Genomic DNA, 23,809 nt, shown 5'->3' with positions numbered 1-23,809 from the left:
ATGACCGCCCCCAGCACGCCAAAACCTTCGCGCAAGAAGCCTAAAACCGCCGCCACGGCCAAGCCCGTCACGCCGCGCAAAGAGGCCACTCTGCACCCGCGCAATCGCCACACAGGCCGCTACGACTTCCCCGCGCTGATCAAGACCACGCCGGAACTGGCCCAGTTCGTGATCCTTAACCCTTACGGCAAGGAAAGCATCGACTTCGCCAGCCCCGATGCGGTGCGGGTATTCAACCGGGCGTTGCTCAAGGCGTTCTATGGCGTGCAGCACTGGGATATCCCGGCTGACTACCTGTGCCCACCGGTGCCGGGCCGTGCCGATTACGTGCACTTCCTCGCCGACCTGCTGGCCAGTGTCAATGACGGCAAGATTCCCCGTGGCTCGATCGTCAAGGTGCTGGACATCGGCATGGGCGCCAACTGCGTCTACCCGCTGATCGGCTACATGGACTACCGCTGGAACTTCCTCGGCTCCGAGATTGACCCGACAGCGGTCGCCGCGGCCAAGGCCATCGTGCAGTCCAACGACCTGAGCAAGGTGATCCAGCTACGCCAGCAAACCAATCCCAAGCACATCCTGCTGGGCCTGCTGGAGCCGGGTGAGCGGTTTGACCTGACCATGTGCAACCCGCCCTTCCATGCGTCCATGGACGAAGCGACCAAAGGCAGCGAGCGTAAATGGCGTGCCCTGGGCAAGGCCGACCCCAAGCGCAAGTTGCCGGTGCTGAACTTCGGTGGCCAATCGGCAGAGCTGTGGTGTGAAGGCGGTGAAGCACGCTTTGTCACGCAGTTGATCGCCGAAAGTGCGCACTTTGCCCATAAAGTGCTGTGGTTCAGCACCCTGGTGTCAAAAGCCTCCAACCTGCCCGCCATCGAGACTGCGCTGAAAAAAGCCGGTGTGCTGGAAAGCCAGGTGGTGGAGATGTCCCAGGGCCAGAAACAGAGCCGTTTTGTGGCCTGGACCTTCCAGACCAAGAACGAGCAGCAGCTCTGGCGCCAGCGCTGGGTGCGCTAAGCTCGCTCCTGTAGGAGCGAGCTCGCTCGCGAAGAACGCCAACGATCACGTGTTCTCCCTGGTTTAACGCGGTGTGCTTTAGCTCTTCGTCGGAACGCCGCCCGGAGACAAGCTCGCTCCTACAGATAAAGCAAAAAACGCAGGCAACAAAAAACCGTGCCCGGATCGCTCCGGAGCACGGTTTTTTTACTGCGTCTTACTTGTTGACCGAATCGGTCAGGCCTTTGGCCACAACCAGCTTGATCACTTTCTTGGCAGCGATTTCGATGGCAGCGCCAGTCGAAGGGTTACGGCCGGTACGGGCTGGACGCTCGGTCACTTTCAGTTTGCCAACACCTGGCAGAGTGATTTCGCCGCCGTTGTCCAGCTGGTCACCAACGATCTGAGCCAGTTGCTCCAGTACTGCACGTACTTGAACCTTGGTGGTGTCAGTGGATTCGGCGATATCAGCGATCAGTTGGTCTTTAGTCAAAGCCATTGTGGTGTTCCTTCCCTATCAAATTCATTTGGATTGCAGAGTGCAGTGTCAGCCATCGAGCCCGACCATCATGGCCTGGCACCCCTGGCCATAACCGCGAGAGATCGGGGTTATAGATGCCTGAAACGGGGTTTGGTTCGACCTGACAAATGCTGAATGCACGCTTAACGCCGATACATCGCGTAAGACGGGGCAAAACTAGCACAGAGACGGGGAAATATCCGCTTCTACCTACCCATTTGGTCAGCTTTATCGCTCTAAACCGTGAAAAAAAGGCATATGAGCCGTCAGAGGGCTCCCGAAACCGCTTCAAACGACGCCGGGACCAACGGGTGCGGTACACTGGCAACTTTTTCCGGGAGGCCGACCGCTCCCGCCCAACCAGCCGAGAAGCCCATGCCGATCCGTCATTGCATCGTCCACCTGATCGACAAAAAACCCGACGGCACGCCCGCAGTTCTCCACGCCCGTGACTCCGAATTGGCCGAGTCCGCCGCCATCGAGAACATGCTCGCCGATCTCAACGAGAGCTATAACGCCAAACAAGGCAAGGCCTGGGGTTTCTTCCATGCCGAGTCCGGCGCGCACCCGTTCAGTGGCTGGTTGAAGGAATATTTCGACGGCGCCAAGGATTTCACCGCCTTCAGCCGGATCGCGGTGGAACATCTGCAGAAACTGATGGAGGAGTCCAACCTCTCCGTCGGCGGCCACGTGCTGTTTGCCCACTACCAGCAGGGCATGACCGACTACCTGGCCATCGCCCTGCTGCACCACAGCGAGGGCGTGGCCGTGACCGATCAGCTCGACGTGACCCCGTCGCGCCACCTGGACCTGGGCCAATTGCACCTGGCGGCGCGGATCAACGTCTCCGAATGGCAGAACAACAAGCAGTCCAAGCAGTACATTTCCTTTATCAAGGGTAAGAACGGCAAGAAGGTCTCGGAGTACTTCCGCGACTTTATCGGCTGCCAGGAAGGGGTCGATGGGCCGGGCGAGACCCGTACCCTGCTCAAGGCCTTCAGCGATTTTGTTGAAAGCGAAGACCTGCCGGACGAGTCCGCCCGCGAGAAAACCAAGACCCTGGTGGACTACGCCAGCAGCCAGGCCAAGCTCGGCGAGCCGATGGGCCTGGAAGAACTCTCGGGCTTGATCGATGAAGATCGGCCAAAGGCCTTCTACGATCACATCCGCAACAAGGATTACGGCCTGTCCCCGGAAATCCCGGCGGATAAGCGCACCCTCAACCAGTTCCGCCGCTTCACCGGGCGTGCCGAAGGCTTGTCCATCAGCTTTGAAGCGCATTTGCTGGGCGACAAGATCGAGTACGACGAGGCCGCCGGCACCCTGATCATCAAGGGCCTGCCGACCCAACTGACCGACCAGCTCAAGCGCCGCAACTGATGCTTGGCGGGGTCCTGAAAAAAGTCCTGCTGGTGTTGCTGGTGGTGGTGGTGTTCCAGAACTGGGGCAAGATCCAGCGGGTGTTCAACCCCTCGCAGGTGGTCTCGGAGCAGACCCGGGCGTCAGCGCGGGTGGTGCTTTATGCCACCCAGTGGTGCGGCTACTGCAAGCAGATCCAGCGATTCCTGGATCAGAAGGGCATTCCCTACAAGAGCGTCGATATCGACCAGGATCCCGAAGGCCGCAAGGCCTATCAAGCGCTGGGCGGCGGCGGGATTCCGTTTGTGGATGTGAACGGCACGCTGATTCGCGAATACAACCCCGAGGCCATCCTGTCAGCACTAACCCCGTAGGAGCGAGCTTGCTCGCGAAAAACGTACAGGCGACGCAGGTTAACTGTTAGCGCTGCGTTATCGTTGACGTTCTTCGCGAGCAAGCTCGCTCCTACAGGGGGATCACCTGATCAGGAACCCCTGGCGTGGGAAGTGCCACGGCCGAAGCTCAATACCCGCGCATACCAGGCCGGCGGCCTACCGTTGGGCCTGATGGGAACTGATCAGTCAGGTTGATAAGCCCGCGCCAGACACTCCTTGGCGCTTTTCCTGAGTTTTTTGATCAGCCGCTCCTGGCGCAGGGCTTCGCCCTTGCTGGCACAGGCTTCGGTGTAGACCAGTGCCACGGCGGGGCTGGACAGGAAAAACCGCGCACCCTTGCCGCTCTGGTGCACAGCAAAGCGGCGTACCGGGTCGTTACTGATCCCGCAATAGAGCGAGCCATTGGCCGCACGCACCAAGTAGACAAACCAAGGCTTGGGAGCGACGGGTTCAGAAGGATTGTTCACAACGGACTCTGGCCAAGCAAAGAAACGCTGATCTTATCAACGACTGGCCTGGAACGCCTTCAACCCTTTTAATGCCTGGCTACGCACCGCATTGCGCACCAACGGCGTCCAGCCCAGCAACAGGCCCTTGGTACCCAGCGCCTGGCGCGACCAACGCCACAGGTCGAAGTGATCGTGGTGCTCGCAGATCTTGCCATCGCGAAACACAAAGCGCGCCTGGATATCGTTGACCACGGTGTTGCCGGTCTGGCTGAACAGGTAGGTGGCCACCCAGTGGGCGTTGCCGGTGGCGTCATCGCTGCGCACGCTGTCGAAGGTCAGGGAAAAGTCCTTGGCCCGGGTGGTGAGCATGCGCCACATGTCACCGGCATCACGTCCACGTAGTTCGCCGAACGCCGGGTCGCTGAACACCACGTCGTCGGTATAGCAGGCGCTCATGGCCTCGGCATCCAGGCGCTTGAAGGCGCTGTAGAACTCGGTAATCAGGGCATTATGGGCATCGCGCATGGGCAGCATCCAGCAAAGGCTTGGAAAGTCACGATAGTGTGCAAAGACCTGGAGCACCATCGATATTGACGCCCGAAATGCCAAGGGTGTGCCCCTATGGCACCATGCCGCAGCTGCGGGCATAGGCAAATAGATCCACATCGGTGGAAATACATAGCCGGTTCATCGCCGTGCTTTTCTGTTTGCTGATGGTGGAGATGCTGCGATTGACCCGTACGGCGATCTGACTGACCGTCATGCCGCTGGCGAGCATACGCACCACTTCCCGCTCCTTGCCGGACAACTGTGGCTGCTGCGACTGATCCCCCGTGCCAGCCTCCACCAGTTGAACCCGCAGGCATTCGCTGACAAAGGTCTGCCCAGCGCTCACCGCCTTGATCGCCTGGGGCAACTCTTTGGCCGAGGCACTTTTGGCGACAATGGCCTGGGCGCCATGGGCAAAGGAGGCACGCAAGGTGGCGACATTGGCAAACATGGTCACCAGAATCACGGGCAACTTCGGATACTGGCGGCGCAGCAGGCTCAGCAAGCCATAGCCGTCGGCCTGCTGGCCTCCCGGCATAGCGAAATCAGTCACCAGCACATCACAAGAAGTGCTTTCCAGCAGCCGAAGCAATTCATCCGGGCCCTCGGCTTCCCCCACCACTTTGCATCTGCTATTCGCCTCGATCACCACTCTCTGCCCGATACGTACAATGGGATGATCGTCAGCAATAATTACGCGAAGCATTAGGTACCCACGAATGATGGCAATTTGAGTCCGCGCAAAATACCTCCGCCAGCCGCCCTCAACAACCGCCTAAGTCCCGCGCTTTTTTCGCCGAGATCAATGTTTGGTAGTTACCCAACCAAAACCTACAAAATAAAAAGAAAACACCTACATCCAAAGCCTTCAACACAGAACTCCATCCCCCTACAAATCGCCGAGCACATCACAACGAGCCCAGGTAAACGAGGTAGGCCCGCAGGTCCGTCTGGAACGCTTCCAGCTGCGGTTTTGTCAACACAATGCCTTGGGTATGGACATGCTCGATCAGGCGCATCCCGCGCAACTCCAACTCTGCGACGCCGAGAAAGGCCAGACTTCCCACCAGGCGATGCAGGCGTTCGGCAGTCAGCGGCACATTCAGGGTCATGCGGGCGTGATCCAGGGCTGCACTGTCTTCCCGGGCCTCACAAAGCAGACTGGCGAGCATCTGATTCACCACGCGGGCATCACCAAAGCTTTCGATCAGGTCAATACGGCTCGGCCAGAGTGCCGAGACCGGCGCGTGCAGCTTCGCATCGGCCGGGCCGGGCAGCCACAATGCCAATACGCTATGCAGTTGCTCAAGGGACAACGGCTTGAGCAACCAGGCGTCCATACCCGCATCGCGACAGCGTTGGGGATCGTCGTGTACCAGGTTACCCGTCAATGCAATGATCGGCACTCGCGCCAGGTCGTTGGCACACTCACGACGACGGATAGCACGACTCATGCTGTAGCCGTCCATCAGTGGCATCTGGCAATCGCTGATGACCAGATCGAAAGGGCATTCGGCGAGGGCCGCCAGCCCGTGTAGCCCATCGCCAACCAATTGATGGCCCAACCCTAGCTTCTTCAGAAACCACCCCATCAAGGCGCGATAGGCAGAGTGGTCCTCCACCACCAATACCTTCAGATGTTGCCAATGCGGTGGCGGAACGGTCGAGGGTCTCAGTTCACGGGAAAGCACTGCGTTCAACGATACGCCAGTCTCCATGTTCACCTCAGTGTTGCGATCAGTTCTACAGCGCCCGGCTGGCACTGACGCAACGGTCAGAGAGCGCATCACAAACACTCATATGACCGCCATCGCCACCTAAAAATATCGCTATGAACGCCTTGGTGACGATGCAACTACTACGAAAAAACCACTTGTCCTACATGCCAAACAAACTATTCCGACATGGCACAAGCGGTTTTTTATCCGCCCCGCCATTGTCGTAATAGTTGTATTCCCCCAGTCCCCGCCTCTCGATAAATTGCGCCCACCCCAACCAGAGGGAACAGGGATGCCGCACTGCGGCAGACCTGAAACAGATACGCCAAGCCGCCTTGCAACCTGCCCCTGTCCAGGGAAAGGCATTGCCCTGCGCGCTTCAACAGCCGACCTTGCACTGGAACAACCTGAAAATGAACAAATCCCTAACCCTGCTGGGCACTGCCCTGTTGCTCGCCAGCTCTGCATCTGCCTTTGCCGCCAGCTCCGTGGACCTGACGGTAAAGGGCCTGATCACACCCAACGCCTGCACACCAACCCTCTCCGGCGGCGGTGTTGTCGACCATGGAAAGATCGCCTCCAAGGACCTGGTACAGAACAACCCGACATCCCTTCCCAGGTTCACGCTGCAACTGACGATCAATTGCGAAGGCCTCACCGCCATGGCCATCAGGCCCATCGACAACCGTGCCGGAACATCCACCGGCAGCAGCGATTTCGGCCTGGGCCTGATCAATGAGAACAAGAAACTCGGCAGGTTTTATCTGACGCCTCTGAACATGGTGGCTGATGCCGTCGCTGTACAACCCATCGCGTCTAGCGATGGTGGCAGTACCTGGTATGCAGAGAGGCTCTGGGAACTGCAAACCCTGTGGGGTGTGGGTGCCCTGGATGATGCCACGGCGCTGATCCCGGTAAAGGATCTGGTCATGGACCTTGAAGTAGCCACCCAAATCGCTCGCGCGGATCAGTTTGATTTCAGCGAAGAGCAGCCTATCGACGGTTCCGGAACGCTGGAAGTGATGTACCTGTAATGCCAAACCAGAACGCCAGGAGGGCTCACACAATGCACTTTCTTCGCAGCATCCCCTTGGTTGCCTGCCTAGCCGGCGTATCGTCAATCGCAATGGCCGCCAGCAATACCGACCTCACGGTCAAAGGCAGTATCACCCCCAGCGCCTGTGCCCCACTGATCTCCGGAGGAGGCATGGTCGACTTCGGAAAATTGGCGGTCAAAGACCTGAACGCCGAGCAGTACACCTCACTGCCCAACCAATCCATACAATTGAGCGTGCGCTGTGAAGCACCGACGTTTTTCACCCTGACCACCATCGATAACCGCGCAGGCTCCTCCGCCAATCACGACTTCTGGCATGGACTGGGGATGACACCGGAAGGCGAAAAGCTCGGCGGTACCGCCTTTCATCTGTATGCCCCTGTGGCTGATGGCGTCGCTGTACGCACCATCACCTCACAAGACGGCGGCGTGACGTGGCTGCCGACCAGCCTGCTCACCCACACCATGCTGACGGCCGTCGCAATAGGTAACCAACTGGTACCCATCGCGGTACAGAATTTCGACGCCGAGATCCGCCTGTACGCCCATATCGCCCCCGCCGACGACCTGACCCTGACCGATGAAGTCCCCGTCGACGGGCACGCCACGGTCCAGGTCAACTACCTCTAAGCGCCACACATAAACGCTATCAAAAGGAATTCGCCGCCATGAAGCCCCTGTTTACGGCCATCGCCACCGGCCTGATGTTCCTCGGTTCCACCACCGCTTATGCTGCCTCCACCGTGGACCTGACCGTCAAGGGGCTGATCGTGCCCAGCGCCTGCACACCGAACATGAGCAGTGGCGGGATCATCGACCACGGCAAGATCTCCGCAAAAGACCTGCGTCCGGACAATCCCACATTGATCGGTACACACGTCATGACCCTGGTGGTGGTATGCGACGCCCCCATCCAGTTTGCCCTGCACTCCATCGATAACCGTGCCGGTTCATCCATCATGTCTTCCGACTATGGCCTGGGCCTGATCAACGGCACCCAGAAGCTGGGCTGGTTCCAACTGATGCTACGCAACGCCGTTGCCGATGGGGCACAGATGCAAACAATCGCTTCGTCCGATGGCGGCAATACCTGGTACAGCGAAAAGCTCTGGGACGCCGGCTTGTACATGGCGCTGGCCACTCTGGACGATGCCACCCAACCGGCCGCCATCAAGGAACTGGTAACCGAGTTGGTGGTAGACACCTCCATCGCCCGCACCGATGGCCTGGACCTGAGCAACGAGGTCACGCTCGACGGCTCGGCCACCCTTGAAGTGAAGTACCTGTAAGCCTTGGGCGCCCATGCCTGGCTGGAACAGGCAGGCATGGGTATTTTTTCCGTAGCGGCCGTCTGCACCTCGGCCAGTGGCGCCAACCGATGAATACCTACCCTCGCCTCCTGGCGATAGTGCTTTTGCTGAGCAACGTCACTACGGCCTTCGCCGCATCTTTTGTCGAAATCACCGTGACCGGGCGGCTGACGCCGGATGCCTGTCACGTCGAGCTATCAGACGAGGGCATGGTCGATCACGGAAAAATTCCTGCTCATACCCTCAACCCCAGTGAGTTCACCATGCTGCCCAGCCGCTTACTGGAACTGAGTGTGCAGTGCTCCAGGCCCATGCTGTTTGCCCTGGTAGGGGTCGACAACCGAGCCGAGTCCTCACTGGGCCCAAGCGTTTACAGCCTGGGCAGAAACATCCACGTGCCTGCCGAGCGCCTGGGGTCAGTGGCGCTGTCTTATCGCAACCCGCTGGGCGACGCGCTCTCCATGCAAGCCCTGGCCTCCAGCGACAACGGTGAAACCTGGGCACCGGCCCCCAATGCCCCCCCAGATCCTACGTCGGCTTTGCTCCCCCCGGTGATCGGCAGCCCGACTTCATCGGCCAGTTAAGCGCCCAACTGCAAATCGACACCGCCATCAACTTTGCCCAATACCTGACCCTGAATCAGGAGGTGCCCCTCGATGGCTCCATCGTGCTGGATTTGCGCTACCTCTGAGCTCTTCATATTTCCCCTATGGAAAACCCCGTCATGACGACAGCATTGTTGAAAACTGTGGCCAGTATCGCGGCCCTGACGCTACTGTTTGGCACGTGTGCACAGGCCGACGGAATGGTTCCGGATACCTCCGTGGTGATCATTTACGAAGCCGATGGCGAAACCGCCGTGTCGGTCACCAACACCGACAGTCAACTCGCCTTGCTGCACGTCACCCTGGAAGACATTCCCGAAGACACCGAACCGTTGTTGGTGGTCACTCCACCGCTATCGCGGGTCGAGGCGTCCAAATCACAACTGGTACGTTTCATCCTGCAAAATCAGCAACCCTTGCTCACCCAGCGCCTCAAGCGGGCGATCTTCGAAGGCATGCCTCAGGGCCGTCCAGCCACTGAAGCCGGGCATGCGCGGGTTGGCGTGACGGTGCGCCAGAACCTGCCGGTGATCATTCATCCCAGGGGCCTGGCCCCCAATCGCACACCGTGGACCGGGCTTGCCTGGTCGCTAAATGACAACACCTTGCAGGTGCGCAATGACAGCCCGTATGTCGTACGCCTGGCCCAGGAACTGCGCCTGCTCCCGGGTGACGGCAAGGCGATGCTGCCGCGCACCTACGTGTTGCCGGGAGAAACCCTGAGTGTGCCAGCCACCGGCGGCCCGGCCAGCAAAGTCCGACTGCAGCCGGCCACGGTGTATGGCTTTGCAGTCGCCGCCTATGAAGCTCCGATTACCTGACCACTAAACATCAGGCGCCCGGCGCCTGCATAACGAAGTGACGGCTCGAAGACCGTCACCAGGGCGCACCAACGCCCATCATTTGAGTGCCCTTCGTGAAAACAGTATTGAGCTACCGTGACGGCAAAGCCGTGCCCGAGATTCCTGCGCGTATCGCCTTGCCCGCGCTGCTGTTGGCATGCGCCCTGTTGCCCGGCAGAGGCTGGGCCGCAGAACGACCAGGCTTTGATGCCACGACCCTGCACCAGCGTGGTATTGATCCACAACTGGCCAGCCTGTTGCTGGACGCACCGCGCTTTACCGCCGGCCGGCATGCCGTCAGCCTGCAGGTCAACGGCCAGCGCCGGGGGCGGCTGGAAGTGGGCTTTGATCAACAGGGTACGCTGTGTTTTGACCGTGCCCTGTTGGACGCTGCCAACCTGTTGGTCCCCAGCGACGACGGCCCCTGTCATGCCTTTCTCGCACAATATCCACAAAGCGTGGTGGAGCCCGACCCGGCCAGTCTCACGGTCTCTCTGGTCGTACCGACCGAGGCCTTGCGGCCATTGCAACAGGACATCTCGGGTTATGAAACCGGCGGCGTTGCCGGCCTGCTCAACTACGATCTCACCGGGTTTTACAATCGCTTTGGCGATGGCGACAGCCGGTTTGGCTCGGCCAATACCGAGGTCGGCTTCAATGCCGGTGACTGGATCGTGCGCAGCCGCCAGGTACAGACCTGGCAGGACAGCCTGTCGCGCAGCACCCATCTGGAGGCTTATGCGCAACGCACCTTTGCCAGCCATCAGGCGGTGCTGCAAGCCGGGCAGATCAATCTCTACAACCCGGTGTTGTCCGGCGCGCAAATCACGGGGGTCCAGGTACTCACCGAACAGGCCCTTCAAGAACAAGGCCAAGGCGCGACCATCAACGGTATCGCCAACAGCCCGGCGCAAGTCGAAGTGCGGCAGAACGGCGCGTTGATTCACTCAACAGTGGTCCCCGCCGGGCCGTTTTCCCTGACAGATGTACGACGCTTGAATTCACGCTCGGACGTCGACGTCACCGTCAGGGAAAGCAGCGGTGACGAGCGGCAGTTCACCGTCCCAGCCGCCATGCTCGGCCTCGGGTTGCCAGCGCCAGGTTATTCAGTGGCCGCGGGACGCGTGCGCAACATCGGTGATACCCAGGGCGAGGATCCGTGGGTAGCCAGTGCGGGCTGGACCGGCGCCGTGCACCCGCAACTGTCCTTGGGCAGCGGCGTGCTGGCGTCCAGCGAATACCGCGCGGCGGGGCTGAGCCTGGGCTGGCTGCCGTGGCTGGACAGTCAAGTGCAACTGTCCAGCCAGGTCGCCGATGCGCAGGCACGGGACAAAGCCCGCGGGCTGCAGACCGACCTGTCCTGGTCCCAGCGCCTGAATGATCAATGGTCGTTCAGCGTGGCCAATTCCTGGCGCACACCGGGCTATCGGGAGCTGGAAGAAGCCACCTACGAACCCGAGACTACGCAGCAGCGTCGCTCACGTTATCGCGATCAGCAAAGCGCCACCCTGGGTTGGTCCCATCCCTGGTTGGGCGCCTTCAGCGCCGGGGTTTCGCGCTCCAGCAGCTTTGATGGCGACAGCAGCAGCCGCGGCCTGGTGTCCTGGGGCAGCGGTGTGCGTGGGGTGTCGCTGTCGGCCAGTGCGGAATGGCAAATGGGGGGCCGTCAGCAGCAAGACAATGCGGCGTACCTGAATATCAGCCTGCCCCTGGGCGAGAACCGTCGGGTACGCAGTTGGGTGCGCAACTCGGGCGGCGAGCACCGCACCGGCCTCGGTTTGAACGAGCAGATCGACGATCAACTGAGTTACCGCGTCAGCGCCGAACACGACAGCCGCGACCAGCAGGTAGAAACCACCCTCGGCCTCTCGGCCCTGCCCCGCTACAGCCAGCTCGACTTCAGCTACAGCCGCTCCGATGCCGAACGTTCAAGTTATCAAGGCAGTGCCCGTGGCGGTGTGGTGGTGCATGGCGGTGGCGTAACGCTGTCGCCCTATCCGGTGCGTGACACCTTCGCCCTGCTCGCGGTCGGCGATATGCAGGGCATCAAGCTGAGCACCCCCAGCGGTCCGGTATGGACCGACTGGCAAGGCCAGGCCGTGGTGCCACAGTTGAGCGCTTATGGCCGCAGCCCGGTGGAAGTGCAGACCCGCTCGCTGCCGCGTAACGCTGATATCAACAACGGCCTGGCGATGATCGCTGCCGGGCGCGGCGCCGTGGATCGGGTCGACTTCGGCGTGACCCTGACACGCAGGGCATTGCTCTACGTGCGCAACGAACAGGGCACGCCACTGCCACGTGGGGCGTCCGTCACCACCGCTAGCGGTGAGTTCGTGACCCTGGTTCAAGACGGCGGCCAGGTGTTCCTGCCCAATGTGCTTGAGCAACCGCAACTGTGGGTCAGTGCACCTGGAATGGCGCGTTGTGCCTTGTGGTTCGAGTTGCCGGAAAAAAGCGACCCGCGGGTGTATTTCGAAACCGCACCTGCCCGATGTGATCAGTCATGAGGACAATCACCATGGATATAATTTCTGCCCTGCCACGTCTGGCCGTGACGCTGATGCTGGTGATATTCACCAGCAACGCCGTCGCCGAGGACGAATGCCAGTTGAACATCAGCGAAGCACTGCTGGACTTCGGTCTGATGAGCCGTATTGCCCAACGTGACAGCGCGTCTGAACGCCCCCTGGGTGAGCGGCGCATGAGCCTGAACTTCAGCTGTCCACAACCTGCCGATATGAGTCTGTTTTATAGAGCCCTGGCAGCCAATGCCCAGCGCCTGCAGTTCACCGAGCATGGCAGTTACGCGATCCAGGCCAGCGACGCAGTACTGGACGGCAACGCTGTGGAGCTTGGCTTGGTCCCAGCACTCGGCCAACCGCCGGTGGCTCGCGGCACTCTGCTGAACTGGCGCACGAACCACGGCATCGCGCCGGTCAAGGGCGATACGGTACTCAGCGGCCAGCACTTTTCCGTGCAATTGACCTTCAGTGCCTTTGCCGATATCGCTGCCACACGGGTCAAGGACACCACCACCTGGGAAGTACCAGGGACAATCTATAGCCGCCAGAGCGGTCGCTACCGGGAACTGACCCTGCGCGCCCACTTTGCACCCGCCGCGTGCATGCCGCAGCTGTCCAATGGTGGCCTGGTCGATTACGGCACCTTGTTGGCCAAGGACCTGAGCAGCACCAACGAAAACCCACTGCCCACCCGTACCCTGCAATTTTCTGTCAGTTGCGATGCGCCCACGCCCTTCGCCCTGCTGATGCACGACAACCGCTTCGGTACAGCGACCGGCGGCACCGATGAAACCGCCTATGGCCTGGACCTGGACAACAGCCGGAACAAGATCGGCCGCTACTACCTGAACATCGACCCCGCGGATTTCACCGCCGATGCCTACGGCACGCTCTACCGTACGGACTCCACCAGCAGCGGCCAGGCCTGGAGCAGCTCCAGTGCACGACAGATTCCTATCGCCGCCAACAGCCTCATGGGATTTACCAACAGCGCCGGCAATACCCTTGGCCCGATCGCGTTGCAAAACCTGGCCGGTACCGTCCGTATCAAGGCCTACCTGGCCCCCACCCAGTCCCTGGATCTACGCACGGTGGTACGCATCAACGGCTCGGGCACCCTGGAAATCATCTACCTCTAGCCTCTGGAATCCACCCCATGAAAAAGTACTGCCTGGTTTTTTCGTCCCTGTTGCTACTGCCCTCGGCCCAACATGCACTGGCGGCGTCGACCGTGGACCTGACCGTCAAGGGCCGGATCACGCCCATCGCCTGTACGCCGCGGCTGTCCAGTGGCGGCCTGATTGACTACGGCAAGATCTCCCAACAGGACCTGAACGTCGACCGGGGCACACGACTGCCGATCAAATACCTGCAAGTCAGCATTGCCTGCAATGCCCCGAGTCGTTTTGCCCTGCGCATGCGCGACAACCGTGATGGCACGGCCACGGTCAACAGTGAGATTTACTACGGCCTGGGGCTGGACCACAGCGGCAATCGACTCGGCCTTTACTCCATGAGTTTTGACCCGCGCCACACCCAGGTGGACAGCACCACTACTGCCTACGGCACCGAGTCCACCACGGGTGGGGTGGCCTGGCGCACATCCAACCTCAACCCCATCGATATCGGTGCCAACAGTTACCTGGGTTTCACCGACACCCAAGGCAGCGTTGCCGGGCCTTCGGCGATCCAGGAGTTGATCAGCACGGTCAACGTCGCGGCGGTGATCAATGCCAGGCAGAACCTGGACCTGAGCACCGACACCCTGCTCGACGGCTCGGCGACCCTGGAGGTGGTGTACCTCTAGAGCTTCTCGCTGCTGACCTGCACATACAGCGCACGCCCGGCGCCTAACCCCGCGACGATTGCACCCAGGCCGATCACCGCAAAAATCCAGCCGATGGCCGTCCAGCCGCCGGTCCAGTCATGCACCAGGCCCACCGCGAGCGGGCCAAGGGACGCTAAGGTATAGCCGAAGCCTTGGGCCATGCTCGACAGGTTGGCGGCGACGTGGGCGTCTCGCGAGCGCAGGACGATCAAGGTCAGCGCCAGGCTGAAGGTGCCGCCCTGCCCCAGGCCGAGCAAAATCGCCCAGCCCCACAAACCGTCCAGTGGGGCATACAAGCAACCGAACAAACCACCGAGGGTCAACAGCATCACCACCACAATGGCCAGACGCTGGTCCTTGCCACGCGTGGCCAACCACGGCGCCGCCAGGGAGCTGGCCAACTGCACAATGACCGAGCCAGACAACACCAGCCCGGCCTGGGTAGCGGTCAAGCCTCGACCGATGAGGATCGATGGCAACCAACCGAAAACGATATAGGCCAGGGACGATTGCAGGCCCATGTACAAGGTCACCTGCCAGGCCAGCGGATCGCGCAGCAAGCCTTTGACCCGGTAGGCCACCTGGTGGGCCCCGTGTTTCTGGCCCACTTGCGGCAACCAGAACAGCGCCGCCACCAGCGCTGGCAGAACCCAGAAGCCCAGGCCGATGTTCCAGCTGTCGCCGAAGAAGTGACTCAACGGCACCGTGGCCCCTGCCGCCAGCGCCGCCCCCAGGCACAGGGCCATGGTGTAGACACCGGTCATGGTGCCGGCTTGCCTGGCGAAATCACGCTTGACGATACCGGGCAGCAACACCCCGATAATGCCGATACTGGCCCCGGCCAGCAGGCTGCCGGCGAACAGCCCGACCTCACCGAACGAACTGCGCAAAATGATCCCGGCCGCCAGGGTCAGCAAGATGCCCAGCACCACTCGCTCGGCACCAAAGCGCCGGGCGAGGATCGGCGCCAGGGGCGCAAACAGGCCCAGGCACAGCACCGGCAAGGTGGTCAGCAGGCCAGCCTGGGCCGCCGACAAGCCCAGGCTGCTGGACACTTCGCTGAGCAACGGTGCCATGCTCGACAACGCCGGGCGCAGGTTCAGCGCCACCAGGATCAGGCCCAGCAGCAACAGCCACGGGCGATGCACCAACGGCGGGCTGTGCTGGACCATCTCGTCGTCGGCCTCGGCGTCGATCAGCAATTCTTCAAGGGTGTTTTCTGGGCGTGACATGGCGCTCTCAGGGTCAAGGTTCATTGATCAACTGCCGGGACAATGCCTTGGCGCGCTCCGGGTCCTGTTGCTCCACGGCCTCAAGCAGCTCGACATGCAGGTCGAACACCGCCTGGCGGCGTGGCTTGATGTTCAGGGTCTGGCGCAACTGGGCGCCGACGATGCTGGAAAAGTATTGGTACAACTCGCTCAAGGCCGGGTTGTGAGCGGCATCCACCAAGCGCTTGTGGAACACCAGGTCGCAGCGAATGTAGTGCTCCAGATCACCATGGTAGTGCTCGCCGCTGGCGTCTAACGCTTCGCGCAACCGTCGTAAATCTTCTGGGGTTCGGCGCAAAGCGGCCAGGCCAATGGCCTCGACTTCGAGAATCTGCCGCGTCTCCTGGGCCTGGAACAGGGTGCAATGAGACATGGCGTTCATTACCCCCAAGGGGTCGGTCATCGAGCGCAGGTAACTGCCATCGCCCTGGCGGATCTCGATCAACCCCGAGAACGCCAGCACCCGCATGGCCTCGCGCACGGTGTTGCGGCTGATGCCCAGCTCGGCAGACAGCTCGGGCTCGGTGGGCAGGCGTTCGCCAATCGCCCACTTGCCTTGGGTGATGCGCTGGCGCAGTTGGTCCAGGGCCTGGTCGACCAGGGAACGTTTGATCAGCGGAGCGATGTCTGTCATCGGATTTTCGCTTTCGTCCAATCATAGGATGAATTTTCGTACAGCCTATTCGGAGTTGCCCACAGAAGCAACGCACTAGGGTTTTCAGGCGAGTAAAGGAGCGGAATTTTCGATTAGTAAAATTACCCTTAAAGGGTAATTATTGGAGTCAGGTGTCTTATGGAAAAGTACACACCTCATTACGATTTGGCGGTGATAAAGGCTGATGTCAGGCGGCTTGGGAAGAAAGCGTTTACCCGGGCAGCACAAGAGTGCGGTGAGGAGCTCGGCTTCAGCATCGAGGAAATGCAGGGCGTCATCTATGAGTTACAAAACTGGAGGTTGTACAAGTCGATGACCACTTATGGAGACCATAGAGTCTGGCAGGACGTGTATCACACTTACTCAAAAGATAGGGAGATTTACATCAAGGTCACTTACCGCACAGACGGAAGACCTCCAGTAGTCTCCTTCAAGGAGAAAAACCCATGAAAAAAACTGAGCTGTGCTACATCTGCGGCGCCCCCGATGCATTGAGTTATTTCGAGGGCCGCAGCGAAACCATCAGCGTCAAAGGCATGGAGCGACGGGTCGACAACCTTTCAGGCTGGGAATGCGAGGTCTGCGGCGACGGTTTCTGGGATCCTGACAACGACAGCGCAGATCGCTACGCAGAGGCAAAAGATGAACTGACCCTCGCCGCCCGGCAAATGATCGGCGCCGAGATGAAACGCACCCGCCGCAAACTGCACCTTACACAAAAGGAAGCGGTGCAATTGCTGTCCGGGGGCGGTCACAACGCGTTCTCCCGGTACGAGCGCGGCGAGCTTCTGGCGCCCAAACCCTTGGTGCTGTTGATGCGCTTACTGGATCGTCACCCACACTTGCTGGCAGACGCAAAAACCCTGGCGGACGGCGCTGATATGCGCGGTGCATTCACCTACACGGTGAACAACGACGCTGAAGCACTCAAAACGTCCTAGCCCAAAAAAATAAACCCGGCGCCAGGCCGGGTTTATGCTTTCAAACATCGATCAATGCAAAATCTGGCTCAAGAACAACTTCGTCCGCTCATTCTGCGGGTTGTCGAAGAAGTCATTCGGCGCCGCCTGTTCCACGATCTCGCCCTTGTCCATGAAGATCACCCGGTTGGCCACGGTCCGTGCAAACCCCATCTCGTGGGTCACGCAGAGCATGGTCATGCCGTCTTCGGCCAGGCCGATCATGGTGTCCAGCACCTCCTTGACCATCTCCGGGTCGAGGGCCGACGTCGGCTCGTCGAATAGCATGATCTTGGGTTTCATGCACAACGCCCGGGCAATCGCCACGCGCTGTTGCTGACCACCGGACAACTGCCCCGGAAACTTGTGGGCCTGCTCCGGGATGCGCACGCGCTCCAGGTAGTGCATGGCGATTTCCTCGGCCTTGCGCTTGGGCATCTTGCGCACCCACATCGGCGCCAGCGTGCAGTTCTGCAGGATGGTCAGGTGCGGGAACAGGTTGAAGTGCTGGAACACCATGCCCACTTCACGGCGCACGGTTTCGATCTGCTTGAGGTCGTTGGTCAGTTCCACGCCATCGACCACGATGCGGCCCTGCTGGTGTTCTTCCAGGCGATTGAGGCAGCGGATGGTAGTAGACTTGCCCGAGCCCGACGGGCCGCACAGGACGATACGCTCGCCCTGCTTGACGTTGAGGTTGATGTCTTTCAACACGTGGAACTGGCCGTACCACTTGTTCACGCCCTGCATCTGGATAATGCCTTCAGGGCTCACCGGCTGTTTGATTGCTTCGCTCATCAAAAGAACTCCTAACGCTTGTGGCCAGTGTCGAGCTTGCGTTCCAAATGAATGGAGTAGCGCGACATACCAAAACAGAAAATCCAGAACACCAGGGCCGCAAATACATAGCCTTCAGTGGCCATGCCCAGCCATTTGGGATCGGCAGCGGCTTGCTTGACGCTGTTGAGCAGGTCGAACAGGCCGATGATGATCACCAGGCTCGTATCCTTGAACAGCGCGATAAAGGTGTTGACGATGCCCGGTATCACCAGCTTCAAGGCTTGCGGCAGAATCACCAGGCCCATGCTGCGCCAGTAGCCCAGGCCCATCGCTGCGGCCGCTTCGTACTGCCCCTTGGGAATCGCCTGCAAGCCACCGCGCACCACTTCTGCCACGTAGGCCGACTGGAACAGGATCACCCCGATCAACGCGCGCAACAGCTTGTCGAAGCTCATGCCTTCAGGCAGGAACAGCGGCAGCATCACCGAGGCCATAAACAGCACGGTGATCAACGGTACGCCGCGCCAGAACTCGATGAAGGTCACACAGATCACACGAATCGCCGGCATATTCGAGCGCCGCCCCAACGCCAGCATGATGCCCAGCGGCAAGGCGCCGGCGATGCCGACAGTGGCGATCACCAGGGTCAGCATCAGCCCGCCCCATTGGCTGGTCGCCACGTTGGTCAGGCCGAAGACGCCGCCATGCAACAGGAAGAAAGCCACGATCGGGTACACCACCAGAAAGCCCAGGCCGTAGACCGCCTTGCGCTGCAAGCGCGAGATGAACAACGGCGCCGCGCCGACAATGGCCAGCCACACGGTCAGGTCCACGCGCCAGCGCAAGTCGCTGGGATAGTAGCCGTACATGAACTGCCCGAAACGCTGTTGGATAAATACCCAGCAGGCACCCTCCTTGGTGCAGTCGGCGCGGGTAGTCCCCACCCAGTTCGCGTCGAGGATCGCCCACTGCAGAATCGGCGGTACAACCAGGTACACCAGGTAGAACGCGAGCAAGGTCAGCAGGGTGTTGAGCCAGCTGGAGAACAGGTTGGCGCGCACCCATGCCATCGGGCCGAAGACCTTGCCCGGCGGCGGCATATCAGGTTTGAAAGTATGCGTACTCATGGGTGTTTCCTCACCGCTCGATCAGCGCAATGCGCTTGTTGTACCAGTTCATCAGCAGGGAAATGCTGATACTGATCGCCAGGTACACACTCATGGTGATGGCAATGACCTCGATGGCCTGGCCGGTCTGGTTGAGCACCGTGCCGGCAAACAGCGAAACCATTTCCGGGTAGCCGATACCGGCGGCCAACGACGAGTTTTTCGCCAGGTTAAGGTATTGGCTGGTCAGCGGCGGGATGATCACCCGCAGGGCTTGCGGGATGATGACCTTGCGCAGCGTGGGGCCTGGGCGCATGCCAAGGGAGTGCGCAGCTTCGGTCTGGCCGTGGCTCACAGACTGGATACCCGAGCGCACGATCTCGGCAATAAACGCAGCCGTGTAGACGGTCAGCGCCAGGGTCAGCGCCAGCAGTTCCGGGATCAATACCCAGCCGCCGACAAAGTTGAAGCCCGCAAGCCTGGGCATTTCCCAGTGCAACGGTGCGCCGAAGACCAAGGTACACAACGCCGGAATCACGATGAGCAGCGCCAGGCCCGCCCAGAACTTATGAAACGGTACACCGGTGGCCTCAAAGCGCTTGTTGGCCCAACGCGTCATCAACACGACCGCCACGATAGCGACGACGACACTGGCGACAAACGGCCAGAAACCTTCAGACGCCAGTGCGGCCGGCATATTCAGGCCCCGTGAGCTCATGAAGAAGGTATCGCCAACGTTATGGCTGTTGCGCGGCAACGGCATGGTCAGGAACACCGCGAAATACCAGAACAGGATCTGTAGCAGCGGCGGAATGTTGCGGAACACTTCCACATACACCGTCGCCAGCTTGTTGATCATCCAGTTGGGTGACAGGCGCGCCACGCCGATGATGAAGCCGAGCAGGGTCGCCAGGACGACACCGATCACGGACACCAGCAAGGTATTGAGCAAGCCGATCACAAACACCCGGGCATAGCTGTCCGATTCGGTGTAGTCGATCAGGTGTTGCGCGATGCCGAAGCCGGCACTGCGCTCAAGAAAGTCGAAACCGGAGGTAATACCCCGGTGTTGCATGTTGGTCTGGGTGTTATGAAACAAGTACCAGCCCAGCGAGACCACCGCCACGATGGTGATGATCTGGAATAGCCACGCGCGCACTTTGGGATCGCTGAAGCTGAGCTTCTGCTTGGGTGCGCCGATTTGAGTTTGCATGAAGTGCCCCGCAAAAAATGGAACAGAACATCACCCGGCGGTTGGCCCACCGGGTGATAGAACCATCAGCGATCAGCGCACTGGGGGTGCGTATTGAATGCCGCCGTTATTCCACAGCGCATTCAGGCCACGGTCGATTTCCAGCGGGGTGCTCTTGCCCAGGTTGCGCTCGAACACTTCGCCGTAGTTACCGACCTGCTTGACGATCTGTACGACCCAGTCTTTCTTCACTTTCAGGTCTTTGCCGTATTCGCCATCAGCGCCCAGCAGGCGGGCGACATCCGGGTTCTTGGTGGCCTTGGCTTCAGCCTCGACGTTTTTCGAAGTGATACCGGCTTCTTCAGCGTTGAGCATGGCGTAGCCCACCCAGCGCACGATGGCCAGCCACTCGTCATCGCCATTACGCACGACCGGGCCCAGGGGCTCCTTGGAAATGGTTTCCGGCAGCACCACGTACTCCTTCGGTGCGGCCAGCTTGCTGCGCTGGGCGAACAGTTGGGACTTGTCGGAGGTCAGTACGTCGCAACGCCCGGACTCCAGCGACTTGGCGCTTTCATCGGAGGTATCGAAGGTGATCGGGGTGTACTTGAGGTTGTTGCCACGGAAGTAGTCGGAAACGTTCAGCTCGGTGGTAGTACCGGCCTGGATGCAGATGGTTGCACCGTCCAGTTCCTTGGCACTTTTCACGCCCAGCTTGTTGTTGACCAAAAAGCCAATGCCGTCGTAGTACGTGATAAACCCGGGGAATTTCAGGCCCATGCCCGCATCACGAGAACTGGTCATGGTGGTGTTGCGCGACAGGATGTCGACTTCGCCAGACTGCAGCGCGGTGAAACGCTCCTTGGCGTTCAACTGGCTGAACTTGACCTTGGTCGCATCGCCGAAAACAGCGGCGGCCACGGCGCGGCAGTAGTCAGCGTCGATCCCGAGGATCTTGCCGCTGGCATCCGGCACCGAGAAACCCGGCAGGCCGTCGCTGACACCACATTGCACAAAGCCTTTCTTCTGCACCGCATCCAAAGTGGCGCCGGCCTGGGCCAGGCCACTGATACCCAATACGGTCGCCGCAGTCGCGATGGCCAGGGTGGACTTCAATACCTTCATTCAAACCTCCAGTTGCTCTTGTTGTGTCGAAGCGCCAACCTCTGCGCACCCTTATGAGGCGATATCGACCCGTGTTGGCTTTTTTTAGGGTCAAGCGGCAAGAGGCTGGTGCTGTCATTCCAGCGGTATCCCACAGGCGGCAGTCACTGATAGTGTTACCGTCCTCGGAAAGTTCTGACATCGACCTACGCATAGCAAGCGCCGTACCAGAGTGGCAGCTGAGCCGTTTCAGCCCATGAACCATCGCAAAACAGTCAACCATGCGACATCTTGTTAACTGAATCACCTTTTTCGCACCACCCCAACGCCCCCCATCGGCGCGCACGCACATATATGGAGCAAACATGACCGAACCCTTGATTCTTCAGCCCGCCAAGCCCGCAGACGCCTGCGTAATCTGGTTGCATGGCCTGGGTGCCGATCGCTACGACTTCTTGCCGGTGGCCGAGGCGCTGCAAGAAACCTTGCTGTCCACCCGCTTTGTTTTGCCCCAGGCACCGAGCCGTGCGGTGACCATTAATGGTGGCTACGAGATGCCCAGCTGGTACGACATATTGGCCATGAGCCCAGCACGGGCCATCAGCCGAGAACAGTTGGATGAGTCGGCCGAAATGGTCATTGATTTGATCGAGCAGCAAAAAGCCAGCGGAATAGACGCATCGCGAATTTTCCTCGCCGGCTTTTCCCAGGGTGGCGCCGTGGTCCTACACGCCGCGTTTGTGAAATGGCAGGGTGCCCTCGGTGGCGTGCTTGCCCTCTCCACTTATGCGCCAACCTTCAGCGACGAGCTCGAACTGTCGGCGAGCCAGCAGCGAATTCCGGCGCTGTGCCTGCATGGCCAGTACGATGAAGTGGTGCAGAACGCCATGGGCCGCAGTGCCTACGAGCATTTGAAACTGCGTGGTGTCACCGTGACATGGCAGGAATACCCAATGGGTCACGAAGTGTTACCCGAGGAAATCCGCGATATCGGCACTTGGCTGGCCGGCCGCCTGGGTTGAAAACCAGGCATTGTGTAGCCGCATGACCAACACACTACGCCGCGCCCGATTCTTGCATTACACTGGCCGGCGTACATTCCTTAACCAATTGATGAGATGACCGTGCTCAAAGCACTCAAGAAGATGTTCGGTAAAAGCGAGGCTGAACCACTCGCCCCTGTTCCCAGCGCCCCTGTCCAAGCTCCCGGCAGCCGCAATGACGGTAAACAGCCTGGCCGAACCGCGCCCGTTGCCTCACCAAAACAGCCGCCAGCCGCTACCGCCGTGCAGCCCGCTGAACCCGCACACGTGGAAAAACCGCGCCGCGAACGTGCGCCAAAACCCGTGGTCAAGCCGTGGAAACTGGAAGACTTCGTGGTCGAGCCGCAAGAGGGCAAGACCCGCTTTCATGACTTCAAGCTGGCCCCGGAACTGATGCACGCCATCCAGGACCTGGGTTTCCCGTATTGCACACCGATCCAGGCACAAGTGCTGGGCTTTACCCTGGCCGGCAAAGACGCCATTGGCCGCGCCCAGACCGGTACCGGCAAGACCGCTGCCTTCCTGGTTTCCATCATTACCCAACTGCTGCAGACCCCGCCGCCCAAAGAACGCTACATGGGCGAGCCACGGGCGCTGATCATCGCACCGACCCGGGAGCTGGTGGTACAAATCGCCAAGGACGCCGCCGACCTGACCAAATACACCGGCCTCAACGTCATGACGTTTGTGGGCGGCATGGACTTCGACAAGCAGCTCAAGCACCTGGAAGCGCGGCACTGCGACATCCTCGTGGCTACGCCGGGCCGTTTGCTGGACTTCAACCAGCGCGGCGACGTGCATCTGGACATGGTTGAAGTGATGGTGCTGGATGAAGCCGACCGGATGCTCGACATGGGTTTCATCCCACAAGTGCGCCAGATCATTCGCCAGACCCCGCCGAAAAACGAGCGTCAGACTTTGTTGTTCTCCGCGACCTTCACCGAAGACGTGATGAACCTCGCCAAGCAGTGGACCACTGACCCGTCCATCGTCGAAATCGAAGCGGAAAACGTCGCCAGCGAAAACGTCGAACAGCATATCTATGCCGTGGCCGGTGCCGACAAATACAAACTGCTTTACAACCTGGTCAACGACAACGGTTGGGAACGGGTCATGGTGTTTGCCAACCGCAAGGACGAAGTGCGCCGCATCGAAGAACGCCTGGTGCGCGATGGCGTCAACGCCGCGCAACTGTCGGGCGATGTGCCGCAGCACAAGCGCATCAAGACCCTGGAAGGCTTTCGCGAGGGCAAGATCCGCGTGCTGGTGGCCACTGACGTGGCGGGTCGCGGGATTCATATCGACGGCATCAGCCACGTGATCAACTTCACCCTGCCGGAAGTGCCGGACGACTACGTACACCGCATCGGCCGTACCGGGCGTGCAGGTGCTGCCGGGGTGTCGATCAGCTTTGCCGGTGAAGATGATTCGTACCAGTTGCCGTCGATCGAGGCGCTGCTGGGGCGCAAGATCAGCTGTGAGACACCGCCGACGCACTTGTTGCGCGCCGTAGAACGCAAGCGCCCTTAAGCTGGAATGCGGTAAAAAA

General features: G+C 60.2%; 25 protein-coding genes and 1 pseudogene. 15 read left to right on the top strand and 11 right to left on the bottom strand.

The features are described 5' to 3' along the window. Positions 1–1,017, top strand: coding sequence for a 23S rRNA (adenine(1618)-N(6))-methyltransferase RlmF (rlmF, locus tag FJD34_RS04770; protein ID WP_090291951.1), 1,017 nt, complete (start codon positions 1–3; stop codon positions 1,015–1,017). 196 nt (positions 1,018–1,213) lie between these two features. Here rlmF and FJD34_RS04765 read toward each other — a convergent pair whose 3' ends face one another. Next, positions 1,214–1,495: an HU family DNA-binding protein gene (locus FJD34_RS04765; protein WP_032859974.1), complete on the bottom strand. Its 282-nt coding sequence runs from the start codon at positions 1,493–1,495 to the stop codon at positions 1,214–1,216. A 396-nt stretch (positions 1,496–1,891) separates the two neighbouring features. Here FJD34_RS04765 and yejK point away from each other — a divergent pair, with 396 nt between their 5' ends. Next, positions 1,892–2,896 (top strand): nucleoid-associated protein YejK, encoded by a 1,005-nt coding sequence (yejK, locus tag FJD34_RS04760; RefSeq protein WP_032859975.1) that lies wholly within the window; start codon positions 1,892–1,894, stop codon positions 2,894–2,896. Continuing rightward, the gene (locus tag FJD34_RS04755; protein ID WP_032859976.1) at positions 2,896–3,249 is read left to right on the top strand and encodes a glutaredoxin family protein; all 354 of its coding nucleotides are present in this window, start codon (positions 2,896–2,898) and stop codon (positions 3,247–3,249) included. Before yejK ends, FJD34_RS04755 begins: the two co-directional genes overlap by 1 nt. Positions 3,250–3,452: 203 nt before the next feature. On the opposite strand, the gene FJD34_RS04750 is transcribed toward FJD34_RS04755, so the two are convergent. The 4 genes from FJD34_RS04750 to FJD34_RS04735 all read right to left on the bottom strand — a co-directional run bounded on the left by FJD34_RS04750 (position 3,453) and on the right by FJD34_RS04735 (position 5,986). Continuing rightward, positions 3,453–3,737, bottom strand: coding sequence for a GIY-YIG nuclease family protein (locus FJD34_RS04750; protein WP_090291953.1), 285 nt, complete (start codon positions 3,735–3,737; stop codon positions 3,453–3,455). 36 nt (positions 3,738–3,773) lie between these two features. Continuing rightward, on the bottom strand, positions 3,774–4,244 hold the full coding sequence (locus FJD34_RS04745) for a nuclear transport factor 2 family protein (RefSeq protein WP_032859978.1): 471 nt from the start codon (positions 4,242–4,244) through the stop codon (positions 3,774–3,776). A 94-nt stretch (positions 4,245–4,338) separates the two neighbouring features. Further along, positions 4,339–4,974, bottom strand: a complete 636-nt coding sequence (locus FJD34_RS04740; protein WP_032859979.1) for a response regulator — start codon at positions 4,972–4,974, stop codon at positions 4,339–4,341. Between the two features lie 202 nt (positions 4,975–5,176). Further along, a complete protein-coding gene (locus FJD34_RS04735; protein ID WP_032859980.1) occupies positions 5,177–5,986 on the bottom strand; it encodes a response regulator in 810 nt (269 codons plus the stop codon). Positions 5,987–6,399: 413 nt separating this feature from the next. Here FJD34_RS04735 and FJD34_RS04730 point away from each other — a divergent pair, with 413 nt between their 5' ends. The 8 genes and pseudogenes from FJD34_RS04730 (at position 6,400) to FJD34_RS04695 (ending at position 14,129) form a co-directional block, all read left to right on the top strand. Next, positions 6,400–7,020: a DUF1120 domain-containing protein gene (locus tag FJD34_RS04730; protein WP_032859981.1), complete on the top strand. Its 621-nt coding sequence runs from the start codon at positions 6,400–6,402 to the stop codon at positions 7,018–7,020. Positions 7,021–7,052: 32 nt separating this feature from the next. After that, complete coding sequence (locus FJD34_RS04725) at positions 7,053–7,673, top strand: DUF1120 domain-containing protein (RefSeq protein ID WP_032859982.1); 621 nt, start codon at positions 7,053–7,055, stop codon at positions 7,671–7,673. 38 nt (positions 7,674–7,711) lie between these two features. After that, complete coding sequence (locus FJD34_RS04720; RefSeq protein WP_032859983.1) at positions 7,712–8,332, top strand: DUF1120 domain-containing protein; 621 nt, start codon at positions 7,712–7,714, stop codon at positions 8,330–8,332. An 89-nt stretch (positions 8,333–8,421) separates the two neighbouring features. Further along, positions 8,422–9,044 (top strand): annotated as a pseudogene (locus FJD34_RS04715) (DUF1120 domain-containing protein). A gap of 33 nt (positions 9,045–9,077) precedes the next feature. Then, positions 9,078–9,779 (top strand): fimbria/pilus chaperone family protein, encoded by a 702-nt coding sequence (locus tag FJD34_RS04710; RefSeq protein ID WP_032859984.1) that lies wholly within the window; start codon positions 9,078–9,080, stop codon positions 9,777–9,779. Positions 9,780–9,874: 95 nt separating this feature from the next. Beyond that, positions 9,875–12,307: a fimbria/pilus outer membrane usher protein gene (locus tag FJD34_RS04705; protein ID WP_174553291.1), complete on the top strand. Its 2,433-nt coding sequence runs from the start codon at positions 9,875–9,877 to the stop codon at positions 12,305–12,307. 11 nt (positions 12,308–12,318) lie between these two features. Next, on the top strand, positions 12,319–13,461 hold the full coding sequence (locus tag FJD34_RS04700) for a DUF1120 domain-containing protein (RefSeq protein ID WP_090291957.1): 1,143 nt from the start codon (positions 12,319–12,321) through the stop codon (positions 13,459–13,461). Positions 13,462–13,478: 17 nt separating this feature from the next. Continuing rightward, positions 13,479–14,129 (top strand): DUF1120 domain-containing protein, encoded by a 651-nt coding sequence (locus FJD34_RS04695; protein ID WP_065944176.1) that lies wholly within the window; start codon positions 13,479–13,481, stop codon positions 14,127–14,129. Here the strand turns inward: FJD34_RS04695 and FJD34_RS04690 are convergent. Together FJD34_RS04690 and FJD34_RS04685 are read right to left on the bottom strand one after the other, a co-directional pair. After that, complete coding sequence (locus FJD34_RS04690) at positions 14,126–15,406, bottom strand: CynX/NimT family MFS transporter (protein ID WP_032859987.1); 1,281 nt, start codon at positions 15,404–15,406, stop codon at positions 14,126–14,128. The genes FJD34_RS04695 and FJD34_RS04690 overlap by 4 nt on opposite strands. Next, entirely contained in the window at positions 15,396–16,055 is a 660-nt protein-coding gene (locus FJD34_RS04685) for a FadR/GntR family transcriptional regulator (RefSeq protein WP_032859988.1), read from the bottom strand. Before FJD34_RS04685 ends, FJD34_RS04690 begins: the two co-directional genes overlap by 11 nt. 159 nt (positions 16,056–16,214) lie before the next feature. On the opposite strand from FJD34_RS04685, the gene FJD34_RS04680 reads away from it, so the two are divergent. Next, positions 16,215–16,526, top strand: a complete 312-nt coding sequence (locus FJD34_RS04680; protein ID WP_065944177.1) for a type II toxin-antitoxin system MqsR family toxin — start codon at positions 16,215–16,217, stop codon at positions 16,524–16,526. Further along, entirely contained in the window at positions 16,523–17,017 is a 495-nt protein-coding gene (locus FJD34_RS04675; RefSeq protein ID WP_032859990.1) for a type II toxin-antitoxin system MqsA family antitoxin, read from the top strand. The genes FJD34_RS04680 and FJD34_RS04675 overlap by 4 nt, the downstream gene beginning before the upstream one ends. Positions 17,018–17,068: 51 nt before the next feature. Here FJD34_RS04675 and FJD34_RS04670 read toward each other — a convergent pair whose 3' ends face one another. From FJD34_RS04670 to FJD34_RS04655, 4 genes are all read right to left on the bottom strand, one after another. Beyond that, the gene (locus FJD34_RS04670; RefSeq protein WP_032859991.1) at positions 17,069–17,833 is read right to left on the bottom strand and encodes an amino acid ABC transporter ATP-binding protein; all 765 of its coding nucleotides are present in this window, start codon (positions 17,831–17,833) and stop codon (positions 17,069–17,071) included. An 11-nt stretch (positions 17,834–17,844) separates the two neighbouring features. Then, a complete protein-coding gene (locus FJD34_RS04665; RefSeq protein ID WP_032859992.1) occupies positions 17,845–18,942 on the bottom strand; it encodes an amino acid ABC transporter permease in 1,098 nt (365 codons plus the stop codon). Positions 18,943–18,952: 10 nt separating this feature from the next. Beyond that, the gene (locus FJD34_RS04660) at positions 18,953–20,134 is read right to left on the bottom strand and encodes an amino acid ABC transporter permease (protein ID WP_032859993.1); all 1,182 of its coding nucleotides are present in this window, start codon (positions 20,132–20,134) and stop codon (positions 18,953–18,955) included. Between the two features lie 72 nt (positions 20,135–20,206). Continuing rightward, positions 20,207–21,238: an amino acid ABC transporter substrate-binding protein gene (locus tag FJD34_RS04655; protein WP_032859994.1), complete on the bottom strand. Its 1,032-nt coding sequence runs from the start codon at positions 21,236–21,238 to the stop codon at positions 20,207–20,209. A gap of 344 nt (positions 21,239–21,582) precedes the next feature. On the opposite strand from FJD34_RS04655, the gene FJD34_RS04650 reads away from it, so the two are divergent. Together FJD34_RS04650 and rhlB are read left to right on the top strand one after the other, a co-directional pair. Beyond that, on the top strand, positions 21,583–22,239 hold the full coding sequence (locus FJD34_RS04650; RefSeq protein WP_090291958.1) for an alpha/beta hydrolase: 657 nt from the start codon (positions 21,583–21,585) through the stop codon (positions 22,237–22,239). Between the two features lie 96 nt (positions 22,240–22,335). Beyond that, complete coding sequence (rhlB, locus tag FJD34_RS04645; protein WP_032859996.1) at positions 22,336–23,790, top strand: ATP-dependent RNA helicase RhlB; 1,455 nt, start codon at positions 22,336–22,338, stop codon at positions 23,788–23,790. Positions 23,791–23,809: the final 19 nt, after the last annotated feature.

The organism is Pseudomonas brenneri, assembly GCF_007858285.1.
Classification (GTDB): Bacteria; Pseudomonadota; Gammaproteobacteria; order Pseudomonadales; family Pseudomonadaceae; genus Aquipseudomonas; species Aquipseudomonas brenneri.
Note: the sequence above shows the minus strand (reverse complement) of the source record. Positions and strands in the feature narration are given on the sequence as shown.